The following is a 15,503-nucleotide window of genomic DNA, read 5'->3' as shown; positions in this document are numbered from 1 at the left end:
CAACTCCCTCAGCTCCTCAGCAGTACGGCGGATGTGGGAACGCCCTCACCGGCGGTGACCAGGCACGTCCCGGCGTCCGGGACCTGGGCGGTGGAGATGCCGCGCAACTGCTTGACGCCCTCGTTGATCAGGTTGAAGCCGTGCACATACCCCTCGCTGAGCCCGCCGCCCCCGGTGTTGATGGGCAGCCGCCCGCCGCTCTCCAGCGCCCCGCCCTCGGTGAACGCGGCGCCCTCGCCGCGCCCGCAGAAGCCGTAACCCTCCAGCGAGAGCGGAATGAGCGGGGTGAACGCGTCGTAGATCTGCGCCACATCGACATCTTCCGGGCCGAAGTCGGCCTGCTTCCACAGCTGCCGGGCGGCCGTCCAGGCCGGGCCGGTGAGCGGGTCGTCGTTCCAGTAGTTGACCATCCCGTGGTGCTGGGCGGGCAGCCCCTGGGCGACGGAGTGGATGTACACGGGCTTCCGCCGGCAGTCGCGGGCCCGCTCGGCGGAGACGATGACGCAGGCCAGCGCCCCGTCCGTTTCCAGGCAGTTGTCGAAGAGGCAGAGCGGTTCACTGATCCAGCGCGAGGTCATATACATGTCGCGGGTCAGCGGCCGTTCGTACATCACCGCGTCCGGGTTCTGGTTGGCGCGGTTGCGGCAGGCCAGGGCGACGTTGAAGAGGTGGTCGCGGGTCGCCCCGTACTCGTGCATGTACCGCCGCGCCAGCATCCCGATCTCGTCGGCCGGCCGCAGCAGCCCGTACGGGCGGGTCCACTGGGCTGGGGTGGGCAGTTGCACGGCGGTGTTCTTCCAGGGCCGGGGCCCCGACCCGCGCTTCCGGGACCGCCAGGCGACCCCTACGCTCGCCTGCCCGGTCGCCACGGCGGCGGCGAGATGCGCGATCGTCGCGCAGGAGCCGCCGCCCCCGTAACCCACCTTGCTGAAGAAGGTGACGTCGCCGGCCCCGATGGCCTTGGCGACCTCCACCTCGTCGGTCTCCTCCATCGTGTACGAGGCGAATCCGTCCACCTCCGACGCGGCGATGCCCGCGTCGTCGAGCGCCGCGACAATGGCCCGGCAGGCCAAGGTCTTCTCGGACTCCGGCAGTTGTTTCGCGAAGGCCGTCTGTCCTATGCCGGCTATCGCCGTCGCGTCCTTGAGTGCCGTCACCGCCACCTCCCAGGCCGTCATGACTGCTGACAGCGGCTGAGGCTACAGCTAATCTGACGGATAGTCAGCTACTGCGTCAGGAGGGCCAATGATGCGCGGTGACGAGGAGTGGGGCACCATCCCGGGGCTGATCCGGGCGGCGGCGCGACGGTACGGGGACCGGGAGGCGGTCGTCGAGGGCCGCACGCGGGTCTCGTACGCCGAGCTCGGCGACCGCGTGGAGCGGGCCGCCGCCGCCTGCATGGCCTCGGGCGTGGAACCGGGGGACCGGGTCGCGGTCTGGGCGCCGAACACCCTGGACTGGATCGTCTCCGCGCTGGGGGCGGTGACGGCCGGCGCGGTCCTCGTCCCCCTCAACACCCGTTTCAAGGGCACCGAAGCGGCGTACATCCTGCAACGCAGCCGGGCGAAACTCCTCTTCGTCACCGGCACCTTCCTCGGCACGTCGTACGTGGCGTCCCTGCGCCGGGCGGACGTACGGCTCCCGCACCTGGAACGGGTGGTGGTGCTGGCCGACGCCGCCCCCGACGACTACCTCACCTGGAAGGACTTCCTGGCGGCGGGGGAGGGCGTGTCCGGGGCCGAGGTGCGTAGCCGGGCCGACGCGATCGCCTCCTCGGCCCCCTCCGACATCATCTACACCTCGGGCACCACCGGCCGGCCCAAGGGCGCGGTCATCACCCACGCCCAGACCCTGCGCTGCTACGCGATCTGGAGCGAACTGGCGGATCTGCGCGAGGGCGACCGCTATCTGATCGTGAACCCCTTCTTCCACACCTTCGGCTACAAGGCCGGCATCATCGCGTGCCTGATGCGGGGCGCGACGATGGTCCCGCAGCCGGTCTTCAACGTGGACACGGCCCTGGCCAACATCGCCGCCGAACGCATCTCGGTGCTGCCCGGCCCGCCCACCCTCCACCAGTCCCTCCTGGACCACCCCGCACGCTCCACCCACGACCTCTCCGCCCTCCGCCTGGTGGTGACGGGCGCGGCGGTGGTCCCGCTGAAACTGGTGGAACGCCTGCGCACGGAGCTGGGTATCGCCACGGTCCTCACCGCGTACGGCCTCTCCGAGGCGAGCGGCATCGTCACGATGTGCCGGCGCGGCGACCCGGCGGAGACGATCGCCTCGACGTCCGGCCGGGCGATCCCGGACACCGAGATCCGCGTCCTGGCCGACCCCGGCACCCCCGGCGAGGTCCTGGTCCGCGGCTTCAACGTTATGCGGGGCTACTTCGAGGACCCGGAGACCACGGCCGCCGCGATCACCCCCGACGGCTGGCTCCACACCGGCGACGTGGGCGTCCTCGACGAAGCGGGCAACCTCCGGATCACCGACCGGATCAAGGACATGTTCATAGTCGGCGGCTTCAACGCGTACCCGGCCGAGATAGAACAACTCCTCGGCCTGCACCCGGACGTGGCCGACGTGGCGGTCGTCGGAGTCCCCGACCCCCGCCTCGGCGAGGTCGGCAGGGCCTACGTGGTACGCCGCCCCGGCGCGACGACGACCGCCGACGACCTGATCGCCTGGTCTCGCCGCGAGATGGCCAACTACAAGGTCCCGCGAGCGGTGGAGTTCATGGAACAACTGCCGCGCAACGCGAGCGGCAAGGTGGTGAAGGGAGAGCTGCGGGGGCGGGGGCAGGAGTCTGCGGGCTGCTGACCGGTCAGACCTTCTCCGCCGCCAGCCGGGGGTGGCCGGCGGTGAGCAGCCTGATGTCCTCTACGTCGGAAGTCAGGACCGTTACCCGGCCCGGGTGTGCCAGGGCGGTCGCGCAGAGCATTGCGTCGATCGCGTACTTGTGGCCGTGCAGTCCGGCATCCCGGAGCAGGGAGGCGGCTGAGTGCGCGAGGGCCTGGGTGACCGGTTCGACGCGTAGGCGCGACAGCGTCCACTGGAGCGCGGCGTGGTTGACGCGTGGATGGATCACTTCGACGAGCACCGCGGCCGAGGTGATGACGGGAAGGTCCGCGTCGCGGGCCGCCGTCAGCCATTCCTGGACCTCACGGCCTCGTTGAACCGCCTGTGCGAGCCCCTCGCTGTCGAGGATCAATGCACTGCTCACGCGGCTGCCCCGGCATGGGGTGTGCCGCCCGTGAGCTTGGCGCGTTTGTCGCTCACGGCGTCAGGATCGGCCGGCCCGTTCACCGTCTCGAAATCGGCGAGGAGCTCGTCCAGGTTGTCGCGCTCGATCTGGCGTTGCGCGGCCATCTCCAGGTACGCGGAGACGCCCCGTTTTCCGACCCGCTCGCGGATGGCGCGCAGGGTTCCGGCGGTGAGCGTGACGGAGATGCCGCTGCTGGGGCCGTCGCCGGGTGGGAAATCGGAGTTCTCGTCCATTTGTTTACTATGGCATTGAAAATGCCATAGAGCAATGAATCTCGGCCACGCGCGGCCGGGCGGGCGGCTCTCAGGAGCTTGCCGGGAGGCGTGCGGCACGCCTCGGGCAAGGGTGGCGTGGGTGAGGCTGCGCGGGGCGCGGTTGCTGATTCGGGGAAATGCGAGAAGGCCCGGACGGCGGCTCGGTCTTCTCTGCGCGTGCGGATGTGACTCGGTCGGCGCGGCTCGAATGCGCTGATCGCGCGCATGCAGACATGCAGCGACCGCGACGGCTCCCCCTCCGCGCCGCCGCGGCCGCTCCCCCCGTACCCCGTCGACTGCAGCTTTAGTTGGCCGGCTCGCTCGTGGCGTGGGTGTCCAGCGGCTTGGTGCCGCCGGTGGCATGGGTGTCCGTGAGCTTGATGTCGCCGCCGGTGGCGTGCGTGTCCTGGGTCGTCACCGATCCGGTCTCCGCGCCGGTGGCGTGGGTGTCCTGCGGCTTGACGATCGGGTCGGTCTTCTTCTTATCGCCCATGATGGTCATCTCCGTTGTGGCTGGCATGCTGCGTCGGAGGGGCCCGCCCAGCTGTTCCCCCGTGGACTGCCGGACGGGCCCCTGTCAAGGCCGCTCACCCTAATGGCTTGGCCGCTCGTCGCCCCGTCTGCCCCCCGACACGACGGATCGACAGAGATGAGCTTGCCGTCCGGCGATAAACGAACGATGAACGACCGGGCCGACCCGGCGTCATCCCCGCTCCGGAGAGACCCGGGCCAGGAGGGCGTGAATCCCTGCCGCCTCGTCGGAACCGAGGTCGTCGTAGATCGCGAGGGCTTCGCGCCAGCAGACCACGGCCCGTCCCGACTGGCCTATCCCGTCGAGGGCGTGCCCGAGGACGGTGAGGACGTTTCCCCGACGCCATTCCCCGCCGATGCCGCGCAGGACGGTCAGCGCCATTTCCGCCTTGGAGGCTGCCTGGGCCGCGTTGTCCCCCGCCAGATCCGCTTCTGCGAGGCGGAACAGAGTCATTCCCTCCCAGAGCCGCTGGCGGCTGTCGCGGAAGACCTTCAGGGCTTCCAGGAAGCTGTCGGTCGCCTCGGTGAGTTCCCCGCTGCGGGTCAACGCGATGCCGAGGGCGTACCGGGCATTGGCTCCCCGCAGCGAGTGCCCCATGCCGTCGTAGATCTCGATACCCTTGCGGGCCAGTGCCACAGCGCTCGCCGTCCGGCCCATGGCCAGGTGGATCCGGGACAGGTTGCACAGCGCGGAAGCCTCTCCCGGGAGGTTCTCGCCGGTACGGAAATCCTCGATCGCCCGAGTCAGGTACTTCTCGCCGTCCTCGTGGCGGCTCTGGTAGATGGCGATGACCCCGAGGTGGTTGAGCGCCCAGCAGTTGGCGAGCGGGTCGCGCGCGTCGTGCGACAACTCCACTACCTGGAGCGCCTCCTGATCGGCCTGGGTGAACCGGCCGGCGCCCAGGTGGGCGTTGCTCAGTGTGACCAGGGCACGCCGTTCGGCCCGGAGGTCGCCGCACGTGCGCGCGGCACCCAGCATGAACGAGGCGGCGGCCTCGTACTGCTTGGAGTTCGCGCCGGATTCGGCGAGATCCAGGGCGGCCCACAGAAGGTCGATCGCCCGGCGGAGAACTTCCGGGGCGGAGGACTGGCGTACGCATGCCAGCAACGGGCCGGCTTCCGAGTAGAGCCAGTCCTGGGCGTCGTGCCGGTCGGTGAACGACAGCCCCGCCTGCCCCGTGGGCTCCAGGTGGTCCACCAGGCGGTCACCCGGCCGCTCCAGCGCGTACACCCCCGCCGCCGTCGCCAGGTAGAAGTCCAGCAGTCGCGACAGCGCCGACTCCCGTTCCTCCAGGGGCTCCTCGCCCCGCTCCGCGCAGGAACGCGCGTAGAGGCGCACCAGGTCGTGGTAGCGGTAGCGGCCGGGGGCGGCCGACTCCACGAGGCTGGTGTCCACCAGGGCCTCCAGGAGGTCCTCCGCGTCGTGTTCGTCCAGGTTCAGCAGGGCGGCCGCGGCGGCCAGGGAGATGTCCGGGCCGTCCGCCAGGCCGAGGAGGCGGAAGGCGCGGGCCTGGGCGGGCTCCAGCTGGCCGTAGCCGAGTTCGAAGGTGGCCTTCACCGCGAGGTCGCCGGCCTGGAGCTCATCGAGGCGGCGGCGTTCGTCGGCGAGCTTGGCGGCCAGGACGGAGACCGTCCAGGTGCGGCGGGCGGCCAGGCGGGAGGCGGCGATGCGGATGGCCAGCGGGAGGAAACCGCAGGCGGCGACCACGTCGAGGGCGGCCTCCCGCTCGGAGTTGATCCGCTCCTCGCCCACGATGCGGGTGAAGAGCTGGAGCGCCTCCTCGGGGGACATCACATCCAGGTCGACGAGATGGGCACCGGCCAGGTCGACCATGCGGACGCGGCTGGTGACCACGGCCGCGCAGCCCGCGGTGCCGGGCAGGAGGGGGCGGATCTGGGCCGCGTCGTGGGCGTTGTCGAGGAGGACCAGGATGCGGCGGCCGTCCAGCGTGGACCGGTACAGCGCGGCGCGCTCGTCCAGGGAGTCCGGGATCGCCGAGTCCGCCGTGCCCAGGGCGCGCAGGAACGCGCCGAGGACCGTCTCCGGCTCCGCCGCCCGCGCCCCCGCGCCCTGGAGGTCCACGTACAGCTGGCCGTCCGGGAAGTGCTGGCGTGCCTGGTGGGCGACGTGCACGGCGAGGGTCGTCTTGCCGACGCCACCGATCCCGGCCAGCGCCGAGACGGCCATCACCGACCCCTCGGCGGTCGCCAGCCGGTCGCCCAGCTCGCGTACGAAGGAGGCGCGGCCGGTGAAGTCCGGGACGGTGGCCGGGAGCTGGGCGGGGCGCACCGGGGCCGGGGCGGGGGCCGGTTCGTCCGCGGGGCGGGCGAGTTCCTCGTCGGCGCGCAGGATGCGCTGCTGGAGCTGGGCGAGCTCGGGGCGCGGGTCCACGCCCAGTTCGTCGGCGAGCAGCCGGCGGGTGTCGGCGTACACGGCCAGCGCCTCGGCCTGGCGGCCGCTGCGGTACAGGGCGACCATCAGGAGCTCGCGCAGCCGCTCCCGCAACGGGTGCGCGGCCGTGAGCGCGGTCAGCTCGGAGACCGCCTCCGCGTGGCAGCCGACCTCCAGGTCCAGGTCCAGGCGGGTCTCGGTGAGCTGGAGGCGCCATTCCTCCAGGCGGGTGCGCTGGTTCTCGGCGTACGGTCCGGGCACCGAGGCCAGCGCCTCGCCGTCCCACAGCCCGAGCGCCTTGTTGAGGAGGGTCCGGGCCTGGCAGCGGTCGCCGGAGGCCCGCGCCTTGTCCGCGTCGGCCGCCAGCTCCTGGGCCACCGTCACGTCCAACGCGTCGTGGCCGGCCCGGATCGCGTACCCGCCGGCATCGCTGGCCAGCGTCTGCGGGTCGAGCACCTTGCGCAGCCGGGACGCGTACGTACGTATCGTGGCGAGCGCCTGGGAGGGCGGTTCGTCGCCCCAGATCGCGTCGATGAGCTCCGAGGCGGTGGCCGTGCGGCCACCACGCAGCAGGAGTGCCGCCAGCAGGGCGCGCTGCTGGGGCGAACCGGACGACAGGGCTTCGCCGTCCCGCCATGCCCGTACCGGACCGAGTACGGAGAAACGCAGATCGACGCCGCCCGCCGACCGCTGTTGTGGAGCGCGCTGCTCCGGAACACGCACGTGTGGCCCGATGTCACGGTCCATTGCCGCCCCCTGCCCTGCTCGCCCCGCCTGTGCTGCCCATCGTGCTTGATGCTGCCCGCCTGGATTGCCCGCCCATGTGCCGTCCGGGGCGGGGGGATCCGGATTGGTCGGTACCGCTGGTATCGCGCTCAACAGTCTGCCTTGTCTTGGGTGGCACGTCAGCAGTGGGTGACTCTCTGCACAAGCCCTCGACAACGATTACCGCACGGGGTCCGGTCCGGATAGCTGACGGTTCGTCAGATCGGCGCTACGGTGTTGTACATGGAGACCTTCCCGAAGATCATCTCGGTGGACGACCACACGGTGGAGCCCGCTCATGTCTGGCGGGACCGGCTCCCGTCCAAGTACCTCGACAGCGGCCCGCGGATCGTCCGCGCACCGCTCAAGGAAATGACCTTCATGGGCGGGAAGTTCGCGCCCGTGATGGGTGCGAAGGGCGACGACGGGCCGATCGGCGACTGGTGGGTGTACGAGGACCTGCACCGCCCGCTCACCCGGCTCGACACCGCGGTCGGCTACGACCGGGACGAGATCAAGCTGGAGATCATCACCTACGAGCAGATGCGTCCGGGTTCGTTCTCGGTCCCCGACCGGCTTGCCGACATGGACGTCAACCACGTCCAGTCCGCGCTCTGTTTCCCCACCTTCCCGCGCTTCTGCGGCCAGACCTTCACCGAAGCGAAGGACCGCGAGCTGGGGCTGCTCGGAGTGCGCGCGTACAACGACTGGATGGTCGAGGAGTGGTGCGGGCCCGAGGCGCACGGCCGGCTCATACCGCTCACCCTGATCCCGCTCTGGGACGCGGAGCTGGCCGCGGCCGAGGTCAGGCGCAACGCGGCGCGGGGGGTGCGCGCGGTGGCGTTCTCCGAGATACCCCCGCACCTCGGACTGCCCTCGATTCACACGGACGAGTGGGATCCGTTCCTGCGGGCCTGTGACGAGACCGGGACGGTGATCGCCATGCACATCGGCTCGTCCTCGAAGATGCCGTCCACCTCGGCGGACGCCCCGCCCGCCGTCGGCTCCACCATCACCTTCGCCAACTGCTGCTTCTCGATGGTCGACTGGCTGATGAGCGGCAAGTTCGAACGGTTCCCGAACCTCAGGATCATGTACGCGGAGGGACAGATCGGCTGGATCCCGTACATCCTGGAACGCGCCGACGTGGTCTGGGAGGAGAACCGGGCCTGGGGCGGCGTCGCCGACAAGGTCCACCGCCCGCCGTCGGAGCTGTTCTCCGAGCACGTCTTCGGCTGCTTCTTCGACGATGCCTTCGGGCTGAAGAACCTGGACTCGATCGGCGTCGGGAACGTCCTGTACGAGACGGACTACCCGCACTCCGACTCCACCTGGCCCAAGTCGCGCGAGGTCGGCGAGGCGCAGATGGGGCATCTGGACGCCGATGTGGTGGACCGGATCGTGCGCCGCAACGCGATCGATCTGCTGGGGCTGACGGACGACGGGCTGTGGGCGGGGCCCGGAGCGTGACCCACCCGGGCCGGAAGGCGACGCGGCAGACGCCCTTCCGGCCCGGAGCCACCGGAGCTACCGGAGCCACCGGATCCATGCGGCGGCAGCGGGCCCGGTGGCGCCGGGCCCGGACGACCGGTTCTGACGGTGTCGGGCCCGGGTGCCGGTTCCGGCGGTGTCAGACCCGGACGACGGGCTCCTGGAGCTCCGTCACCCACTGGTCCCGGTCCTCGGGGCACTCCAGGCTGATCTCCCGGGCGTACCCCGCGGACCGGTAGCCGTTGGCGTCGATCCAGCGGGCCAGGGTCTGGGACGTCGGCAGCACGCCGTCCATCGAACCCCGGTGGACGACGGTCGCCGCCTCGAACGGGGGCAGTTCGACCACCGTGATCCCGGTGTCGCCCAGCGGGCCCACCGGGGCGGACACCGTGACCCCCGCGTGGACGACGACCGCGCCGCCGCCCTCCGGGGCGTCCTCGTAGTGCGCGATCCCGGGACCGCTCGGAGCGACGCCCGCCTCGCCCAGCAGCGGGAACAGCCGGTCGTACAGCGGCCCGATCACCGGAGTGATGTCCTCCGGCTCGTAACCGACCGCGGTGCCGGTCAGCTCGGCGACCCGTACCGCGGCAACATTCTTGACGACGACATCGTCCACGGACATGCTTCCCTCGCTCTCGATCGACCGGAGCCTCGCCTCGACCTGCGTCAGCCTCGCGGCCGCCGCCCTCATGGCCTCCTCCAGCTCCGCCCGGCGCAGCCGCAGCATCCCGCGCAACTCCTCCGGCCCCACCTGCTCGTCGAGGATGGCCCGCACCTGCTGGAGCGTGAAGCCGAGATCCTTGAGGGCGATGACGCGGTTGAGACGGGCGAGCTGGGCGGCGCCGTAGAAGCGGTAGCCGGTGGCGGGGTCGGTACGGTCCGGGCGCAGCAGCCCGATGGCGTCGTAGTGACGCAGCATCCGGGCCGACACCCGCCCGTACCGGGCGAAGTCTCCGATGGTGAACATGATGTCTCCGAGCCCACCGCCTCACACGGTGTCAAGGTCAAGCGCCGCCGCCCTGCGGGCCCGCAGCGGAAGAAAAGAGGAGCGGGGGAGAGGAGGAGGAACGGAAAAGGGGAAAGGCGGCGGAAAAGGCAGGAGCCCCGTTCCCCGCCGAAGCGGAGGAGCGGGGCTCCTTGGGTACTACTAGCCGGCCGCGATCGGCCGACCCGGGCAACTAGGCCGGGGTGACGTTCTCAGCCTGCGGACCCTTGGGTCCCTGAGTGACGTCGAAGTTCACGACCTGGTTCTCCTCAAGGGAGCGGAACCCGGACGCGTTGATCGCGGAGTAGTGGACGAAGACATCCGGGCCGCCGCCGTCCTGGGCGATGAAGCCGAAGCCCTTTTCAGCGTTGAACCACTTGACGGTTCCGGTAGCCATAAGCCCTCCTTGGGCCAAAGGGTTGCCCTGCTCCAGAACCTGCAAAGAAGTCTGAAAACTACAAAAGCCTGCGGGTTACATGCTCCGCAGGCTCTGTACTGCAAGGGAAACCAAACTGCAACTTGCGTCGAGCCTAGCACGCAGCGTGTATCGAAGGGTAGAGGGAAAGATCACTTCACTCGGATGTTTGATTGCCGCGCTGATGAGCTGACGAAGTGGGCGTACGGGAGGGTGTCGTGGGGGCGACTTCCAGGCGTACGGCGGGGGCCCGAGGAGCCTTCCGGGGCGCCCCGGAAGTGAGATCGGGTGAGCCCCGCGCCCCCGGTGCCGTCAGGATCGCGCCACGGGTCTAGCCTCGCGATGTGGACAACTCAACCGTCTCAACCGTCGCAGGCGACGACCGTCGCAGCCGGCCGCGCGTCGGCCACATCCAGTTCCTGAACTGCCTTCCCCTGTACTGGGGACTGGCGCGCACCGGAACCCTGCTCGACCTGGAGCTCTCGAAGGACAGCCCGGAGAAGCTCAGCGAACAGCTGGTCAAGGGCGATCTGGACATCGGCCCCATCACCCTGGTCGAGTATCTGCGCAACGCCGACGACCTGGTCGCCTTCCCCGACATCGCGGTGGGCTGCGACGGGCCCGTCATGTCGTGCGTGATCGTGTCGCAGGTGCCGCTGGACCAGCTCGACCGGGCCCGGGTGGCCCTCGGCTCGACCTCGCGCACCTCCGTCCGGCTGGCCCAACTGCTGCTCGCCGAGCGGTACGGGGTCAGCCCGGACTACTACACCTGCCCGCCGGACCTCGGCCTGATGATGCAGGAGGCGGACGCCGCCGTGCTGATCGGCGACGCCGCGCTGCGCGCCAACCTGCACGACGCGCCCCGGCTCGGCCTCCAGGTCCACGACCTGGGGCAGATGTGGAAGGAATGGACCGGGCTGCCGTTCGTCTTCGCGGTCTGGGCGGCCCGCAAGGACTACCTGGCGGCCGAGCCCGAGCGGGTGGGCAAGGTGCACGAGGCGTTCCTGGCCTCGCGGGACCTCTCCCTGGAGGAGGTCACCAAGGTCGCGGAGCAGGCGGCGCGCTGGGAGGCCTTCGACTCGGAGGTGCTGGAGCGGTACTTCACGACCCTGGACTTCCGCTTCGGACCGGACCAGCTGGCGGGCGTGCGGGAGTTCGCGCGCCGGATCGGTCCGACGACCGGCTTCCCGGCCGACGTGAAGGTCGAACTGCTCGGCGGCTGAGGCCCGCCGGGAGCGGGGGCCGGGAGTGGAGTGCGGGGCGCGGGTTCGGGGGTAAGAGAGCCGGGCGTGCGCCTGACGCGGGAATGGACCGGGATATAGGTGAATCCCGTACCTTTCGGGATCGCTTATCCCTTCCCGTCCCGCGCGTTCTCCCGCCGCATCTCCCGCCGCCTCTCGCTATGCGTTTCTGCCGGTACGGCCTCGATTCGGGTTAATACGCGTCGAATAGCCGATTCCCGGACGGGGGTCCGCCGGGCGTCCCGGCCGGCCCCGGAATCGCTCGGGTGAACGACGCATTCACGCCTTTTGTTGTGTCGAAAGCCGTTGTTCGTTCCCATAGGGGCGAAATAGGCGGATGGTTTCCTCTGTGACTCGATGACCTTCGCCCCCTAGGCTTCGGTCGGAGGTCAGGCCGGTCCACAGGGGGAGTGTCCATATGCAGCCGCTGGAAGCCGGCGAACCGCTGACCATCGGTGCCTACCGATTGCTCGGCAGGCTCGGTGCGGGCGGCATGGGCCGGGTCTATCTGGGGCGCAGCGCGGGCGGACGCACCGTCGCGGTCAAGGTCGTGCACCCCCATTTCGCGCTGGACGAGCAGTTCCGCGCGCGCTTCCGGCGCGAGGTGGACGCGGCCCGGCGGATCGGCGCGCAGTGGACGGCCCCGGTGCTGGACGCCGACCCCGACGCACCCATTCCGTGGGTCGCCACCGGTTACGTGGCCGGCCCCGCGCTCTCCGCCGCCGTCGCCGAGCACGGCCCGCTGCCCGAGAACGCGGTACGGACGCTGGGCGCCGGACTCGGCGAGGCGCTGGCCGCGGTGCACGGACAGGGCCTCATCCACCGTGATGTGAAGCCGTCCAACGTACTGCTGGCCCTGGACGGCCCCCGGCTGATCGACTTCGGCATCGCCCACGCCATCGGCGCCACCGCCTCGCTCACCTCCACCGGGGTCTCGGTCGGCTCGCCCGGTTACATGGCGCCGGAGCAGATCCGGGGCGTCGACATCTCGGGCGCGGCCGATGTCTTCTCGCTCGGCGCGGTGCTCGCGTACGCGGCGACCGGTACCGCGCCCTTCCTCGGCGACTCCTCCGCCGTACTCCTCTACAAGGTGGTACACGAGGAGCCCGAGCTGGGGGAGTTGGAGGGGGATCTGCGGGAGCTGGTCGCCGGGTGCCTGGCGAAGGAGCCCGAGGACCGGCCCACGCCCATGGAGCTGGCCCGGCGGCTGGCGCCGGGCGGGGCCGCCGCGCTGGTGGCGGCCGGCTGGCTGCCCGGACCGCTGGTGCGCGAGGTAAGCCGGGCCGCGGTCGCGCTCCTGGACCTGGAGCCGCAGGACGCGCCGGCGCAGTCGGGGCCGGTGCCGTTCAGCGGGGCGGAGTGGGGTGCCGACGGGGCCGGTGGGGGCAGCGGTCCGAGCGGGTCCGGGGGACTGGGCGGCGGGTTCGGATCACCGGCCGAGCCCTTCCCCACGCACGACCCGACCCGGCTGTCCCACCCGGGCGTACTGCCCTCGTGGCCCGCGACCGCCGGCGCGGCCCAGTCGGCCAGGACGTCGGGGGCGTTCGGACCGCCGCCGCGGACCGGGCCCTCCGGGCTGCCCGGGCAACGCGCGTCCGACCCGCATTTCTCCGTCACCGTCAGCGCGGACTCCGGCCCGGCCCGGCCGGACGCGAACCGCGGCCGACGGCTCAGCTGCACCGTCGCCCTCGCGGTGGCGGGCGCGCTCGCCGCGGTGACCGTGGGCAGTGCGTTCATCTTCGACCTGATGCCGGGCGGCGGCGGGAGCAGCGCCGAGCACGGCAACGTCGGCAGCACCCCGCCCGCCGCCACCGGGTCCGGCCGGCCGTCGCAGCCCGCGGACCCGGGGACCGCGACCCCGGAGCAGATCGCCGAGCTGCCGAAGGAGTTCATCGGCACCTGGAAGGGCCCGGCCACCGAGAAGACCACCGGGGCGCCGCACGGCACCCTCACCGCCGTCTTCACCGCGGGGAAGAAGGGGACGGACGTGGTCCGGATGAACACCGAGATCAGCAACCTCGGAGTCACCGTCAGCTGCAACAGCGTCGCCAGCCTCACCTCCGGCACCGCCGAGGAGCTCACCCTCCACGAACGCGTCGACCCGGACCGTCCCAGCACCCCGGCCCTGTGCACCTCCACCACCACCGACGTCCACTTCACCCTGGCCTCCGACGGCACCCTGCGTTTCCGGTCCGAGGAGCGGGGCGCGGGCCTGCCGTACGCCACGCTCACCAGGTCCGGCGGCTGACCCCGAGAGGGGCTGGCGTACGCTGAACCGGTCCGTAGATCCGTTGAAAAACCGCCGAAAGGTGACAGCCCGGTGACCGAGAAGGCCGACCTTCAGCCCATCCTCGACCGAGCCGCCGAGGGCGGTCGGATCTCTCCGGAGGAGGCGCTCGACCTCTACCGTTCGGCGCCGCTGCACGCACTGGGTGCGGCCGCGGACGCCGTCCGCCGACGCCGTTACGCCGGTACGGAGCACATCGCGACGTACATCATCGAGCGCAACATCAACTACACGAACGTCTGTGTCACGGCCTGCAAGTTCTGCGCCTTCTACGCCGCGCCGAAGGACACCGCCAAGGGCTGGACGCGCGACCTCGACGACATCCTGCGCCGCTGCGCGGAGACCGTCGAACTCGGCGGCACGCAGATCATGTTCCAGGGCGGGCACCACCCGGACTACGGCGTCGAGTACTACGAGGAGCACTTCTCCGCGATCAAGAAGGCGTTCCCGCAGCTGGTCATCCACTCGCTGGGCGCCTCCGAGATCGAGCACATGGCCCGGATCTCCAAGGTCTCCGTCGAGGAGGCCATCCAGCGCATCCACACCGCCGGTCTCGACTCCTTCGCGGGAGCCGGCGCCGAGCTGCTGCCGGCCCGGCCACGCAAGGCGATCGCCCCGCTCAAGGAGTCCGGCGAGCGCTGGCTGGAGATCATGGAGGCGGCGCACCGCCTCGGTGTCGAGTCCACCTCCACCATGCTGATGGGCACCGGCGAGACCAACGCCGAGCGCATCGAGCACCTGCGGATGATCCGCGACGTACAGGACCGGACGGGCGGCTTCCGCGCGTTCATCCCGTACACGTACCAGCCGGAGAACAACAAGCTGAAGGGCCAGACGCAGGCCACGCTCTTCGAGTACCTGCGGATGATCGCCATCGCCCGGATCTTCCTGGACAACGTCGCCCACATCCAGGGCTCCTGGCTGACCACCGGCAAGGAGGTCGGCCAGCTGTCGCTGCACTACGGCGCCGACGACCTCGGCTCGATCATGCTGGAGGAGAACGTCGTCTCCTCGGCCGGTGCCAAGCACCGCTCCAACCGCCTGGAGATCATCGACCTGATCCGCAAGGCGGACCGGGTGCCGGCCCAGCGCGCCACCACCTACGAGCACCTCGTCGTCCACGACGACCCGGCGAACGACCCGGTCGACGAGCGCGTGGTCTCGCACATCTCGTCCACGGCGATCGACGGCGGCACGGCCCACCCGGAGCTGAAGCTCCTCAGCGCCAACTGAGGCCGCCCCCTTGCTGACGGTCCATGCCGCCGACGCGGTCATCGGCGCCCCGGACGGGGCGGACTCGGTGGCCGTGGACGGCGGCGCGGTCGTCGCCATCGGCCGGTACGCGGAGCTGACCGCGGCCCGTCCGCAGGCCGGGGTCAGGCGCTGGTCCGGGCTGATCACCCCCGGGCTGCTGAACGCGGCGGCTCCCGCGCTGCTGGAGGCCGCCTACCACCCGGACCCGCGCGAGGCCGACGAGCACGGCACCGAACCGCTCACCGGTGACGCGCTCACCGCACTCGGCATGGACGACGCCCGCTGGGGCGCGAGCGCCCGGCGCGGGCTGCAACGGATGCTGCGGCACGGCACGACCGCCGTGCGGGGCCCGTTCACCCGCCCCGCCGTACGTACCGCGGTCGCCCGCTCGGGGCTGCGCGTCCACGCCCCCGGCCCGGCGCCGGAAGCGGCGTCGCTCGACCCGCTGGCATCCGTGCCGGAGCCGGGCGACGCGTTCGCGGCGGCGCTGACCGTCGGCGGCCCCGCGGACCTGGCGGTGTTCGACGTACCGGACCTGGCGGCCCTGCGGGCCGAGGGCGCCGGGAGCTGCACGGCGACGGTGCTCGGCGGCCGGCTGGTCTTCCGCCGCAGCTGACACC

At 71.1% G+C, this 15,503-nt stretch carries 13 protein-coding genes; 6 read left to right on the top strand and 7 right to left on the bottom strand.

Annotation, left to right across the window (positions count from 1 at the left end; genetic code table 11):
• Positions 1–8: 8 nt before the first annotated feature.
• Positions 9–1,178: a lipid-transfer protein gene (locus tag EES42_RS06350; RefSeq protein ID WP_241196251.1), complete on the bottom strand. Its 1,170-nt coding sequence runs from the start codon at positions 1,176–1,178 to the stop codon at positions 9–11.
• Between the two features lie 70 nt (positions 1,179–1,248).
• On the opposite strand from EES42_RS06350, the gene EES42_RS06345 reads away from it, so the two are divergent.
• A complete protein-coding gene (locus tag EES42_RS06345) occupies positions 1,249–2,823 on the top strand; it encodes a FadD3 family acyl-CoA ligase (RefSeq protein WP_124717438.1) in 1,575 nt (524 codons plus the stop codon).
• Between the two features lie 4 nt (positions 2,824–2,827).
• Here the strand turns inward: EES42_RS06345 and EES42_RS06340 are convergent, their stop codons facing one another.
• The 4 genes from EES42_RS06340 to EES42_RS06325 all read right to left on the bottom strand — a co-directional run bounded on the left by EES42_RS06340 (position 2,828) and on the right by EES42_RS06325 (position 7,192).
• Positions 2,828–3,226 (bottom strand): PIN domain-containing protein, encoded by a 399-nt coding sequence (locus EES42_RS06340; protein ID WP_124717048.1) that lies wholly within the window; start codon positions 3,224–3,226, stop codon positions 2,828–2,830.
• Positions 3,223–3,501 (bottom strand): hypothetical protein, encoded by a 279-nt coding sequence (locus tag EES42_RS06335; protein WP_124717047.1) that lies wholly within the window; start codon positions 3,499–3,501, stop codon positions 3,223–3,225. The genes EES42_RS06340 and EES42_RS06335 overlap by 4 nt, the downstream gene beginning before the upstream one ends.
• A 325-nt stretch (positions 3,502–3,826) precedes the next feature.
• Complete coding sequence (locus EES42_RS06330; RefSeq protein ID WP_124717046.1) at positions 3,827–4,015, bottom strand: hypothetical protein; 189 nt, start codon at positions 4,013–4,015, stop codon at positions 3,827–3,829.
• A gap of 210 nt (positions 4,016–4,225) precedes the next feature.
• Positions 4,226–7,192, bottom strand: coding sequence for an AfsR/SARP family transcriptional regulator (locus EES42_RS06325; RefSeq protein WP_124717045.1), 2,967 nt, complete (start codon positions 7,190–7,192; stop codon positions 4,226–4,228).
• A 261-nt stretch (positions 7,193–7,453) separates the two neighbouring features.
• Between EES42_RS06325 and EES42_RS06320 the strand changes: the two genes are divergently transcribed.
• Positions 7,454–8,680, top strand: a complete 1,227-nt coding sequence (locus tag EES42_RS06320) for an amidohydrolase family protein (protein ID WP_124717044.1) — start codon at positions 7,454–7,456, stop codon at positions 8,678–8,680.
• A 160-nt stretch (positions 8,681–8,840) separates the two neighbouring features.
• On the opposite strand, the gene EES42_RS06315 is transcribed toward EES42_RS06320, so the two are convergent.
• Positions 8,841–9,668, bottom strand: coding sequence for a MerR family transcriptional regulator (locus EES42_RS06315; RefSeq protein WP_124717043.1), 828 nt, complete (start codon positions 9,666–9,668; stop codon positions 8,841–8,843).
• Positions 9,669–9,879: 211 nt separating this feature from the next.
• Positions 9,880–10,083 carry a cold-shock protein gene (locus tag EES42_RS06310; protein ID WP_003967102.1) on the bottom strand — a complete coding sequence of 68 codons (204 nt, stop codon included), beginning with the start codon at positions 10,081–10,083 and terminating at the stop codon, positions 9,880–9,882.
• A 362-nt stretch (positions 10,084–10,445) separates the two neighbouring features.
• Between EES42_RS06310 and EES42_RS06305 the strand changes: the two genes are divergently transcribed.
• From EES42_RS06305 to EES42_RS06290, 4 genes are all read left to right on the top strand, one after another.
• Positions 10,446–11,324 carry a menaquinone biosynthetic enzyme MqnA/MqnD family protein gene (locus tag EES42_RS06305; RefSeq protein WP_124717042.1) on the top strand — a complete coding sequence of 293 codons (879 nt, stop codon included), beginning with the start codon at positions 10,446–10,448 and terminating at the stop codon, positions 11,322–11,324.
• Positions 11,325–11,760: 436 nt separating this feature from the next.
• Positions 11,761–13,590, top strand: coding sequence for a serine/threonine-protein kinase (locus EES42_RS06300; RefSeq protein ID WP_124717041.1), 1,830 nt, complete (start codon positions 11,761–11,763; stop codon positions 13,588–13,590).
• Positions 13,591–13,662: 72 nt separating this feature from the next.
• On the top strand, positions 13,663–14,862 hold the full coding sequence (mqnC, locus tag EES42_RS06295; RefSeq protein ID WP_124717040.1) for a cyclic dehypoxanthinyl futalosine synthase: 1,200 nt from the start codon (positions 13,663–13,665) through the stop codon (positions 14,860–14,862).
• Between the two features lie 10 nt (positions 14,863–14,872).
• Positions 14,873–15,499, top strand: a complete 627-nt coding sequence (locus EES42_RS06290) for a hypothetical protein (protein ID WP_124717039.1) — start codon at positions 14,873–14,875, stop codon at positions 15,497–15,499.
• Positions 15,500–15,503 lie beyond the last annotated feature (4 nt).

The organism is Streptomyces sp. ADI95-17 (genome assembly GCF_003846175.1).
GTDB classification, from domain to species: Bacteria; Actinomycetota; Actinomycetes; order Streptomycetales; family Streptomycetaceae; genus Streptomyces; species Streptomyces sanglieri.
This window is presented reverse-complemented; position numbering and strand designations above follow the sequence as displayed.

Coding starts and splice junctions, on each gene's coding strand:
- EES42_RS06350 (WP_241196251.1), bottom strand. CDS start 1,178: ATGACGGCCTGGGAGGTGGCGGTGACGGCACTCAAGGACGCGACGGCG.
- EES42_RS06320 (WP_124717044.1), top strand. CDS start 7,454: ATGGAGACCTTCCCGAAGATCATCTCGGTGGACGACCACACGGTGGAG.
- EES42_RS06325 (WP_124717045.1), bottom strand. CDS start 7,192: ATGGACCGTGACATCGGGCCACACGTGCGTGTTCCGGAGCAGCGCGCT.
- EES42_RS06335 (WP_124717047.1), bottom strand. CDS start 3,501: ATGGACGAGAACTCCGATTTCCCACCCGGCGACGGCCCCAGCAGCGGC.
- EES42_RS06315 (WP_124717043.1), bottom strand. CDS start 9,668: ATGTTCACCATCGGAGACTTCGCCCGGTACGGGCGGGTGTCGGCCCGG.
- EES42_RS06345 (WP_124717438.1), top strand. CDS start 1,249: ATGCGCGGTGACGAGGAGTGGGGCACCATCCCGGGGCTGATCCGGGCG.
- EES42_RS06310 (WP_003967102.1), bottom strand. CDS start 10,083: ATGGCTACCGGAACCGTCAAGTGGTTCAACGCTGAAAAGGGCTTCGGC.
- EES42_RS06330 (WP_124717046.1), bottom strand. CDS start 4,015: ATGGGCGATAAGAAGAAGACCGACCCGATCGTCAAGCCGCAGGACACC.
- EES42_RS06300 (WP_124717041.1), top strand. CDS start 11,761: ATGCAGCCGCTGGAAGCCGGCGAACCGCTGACCATCGGTGCCTACCGA.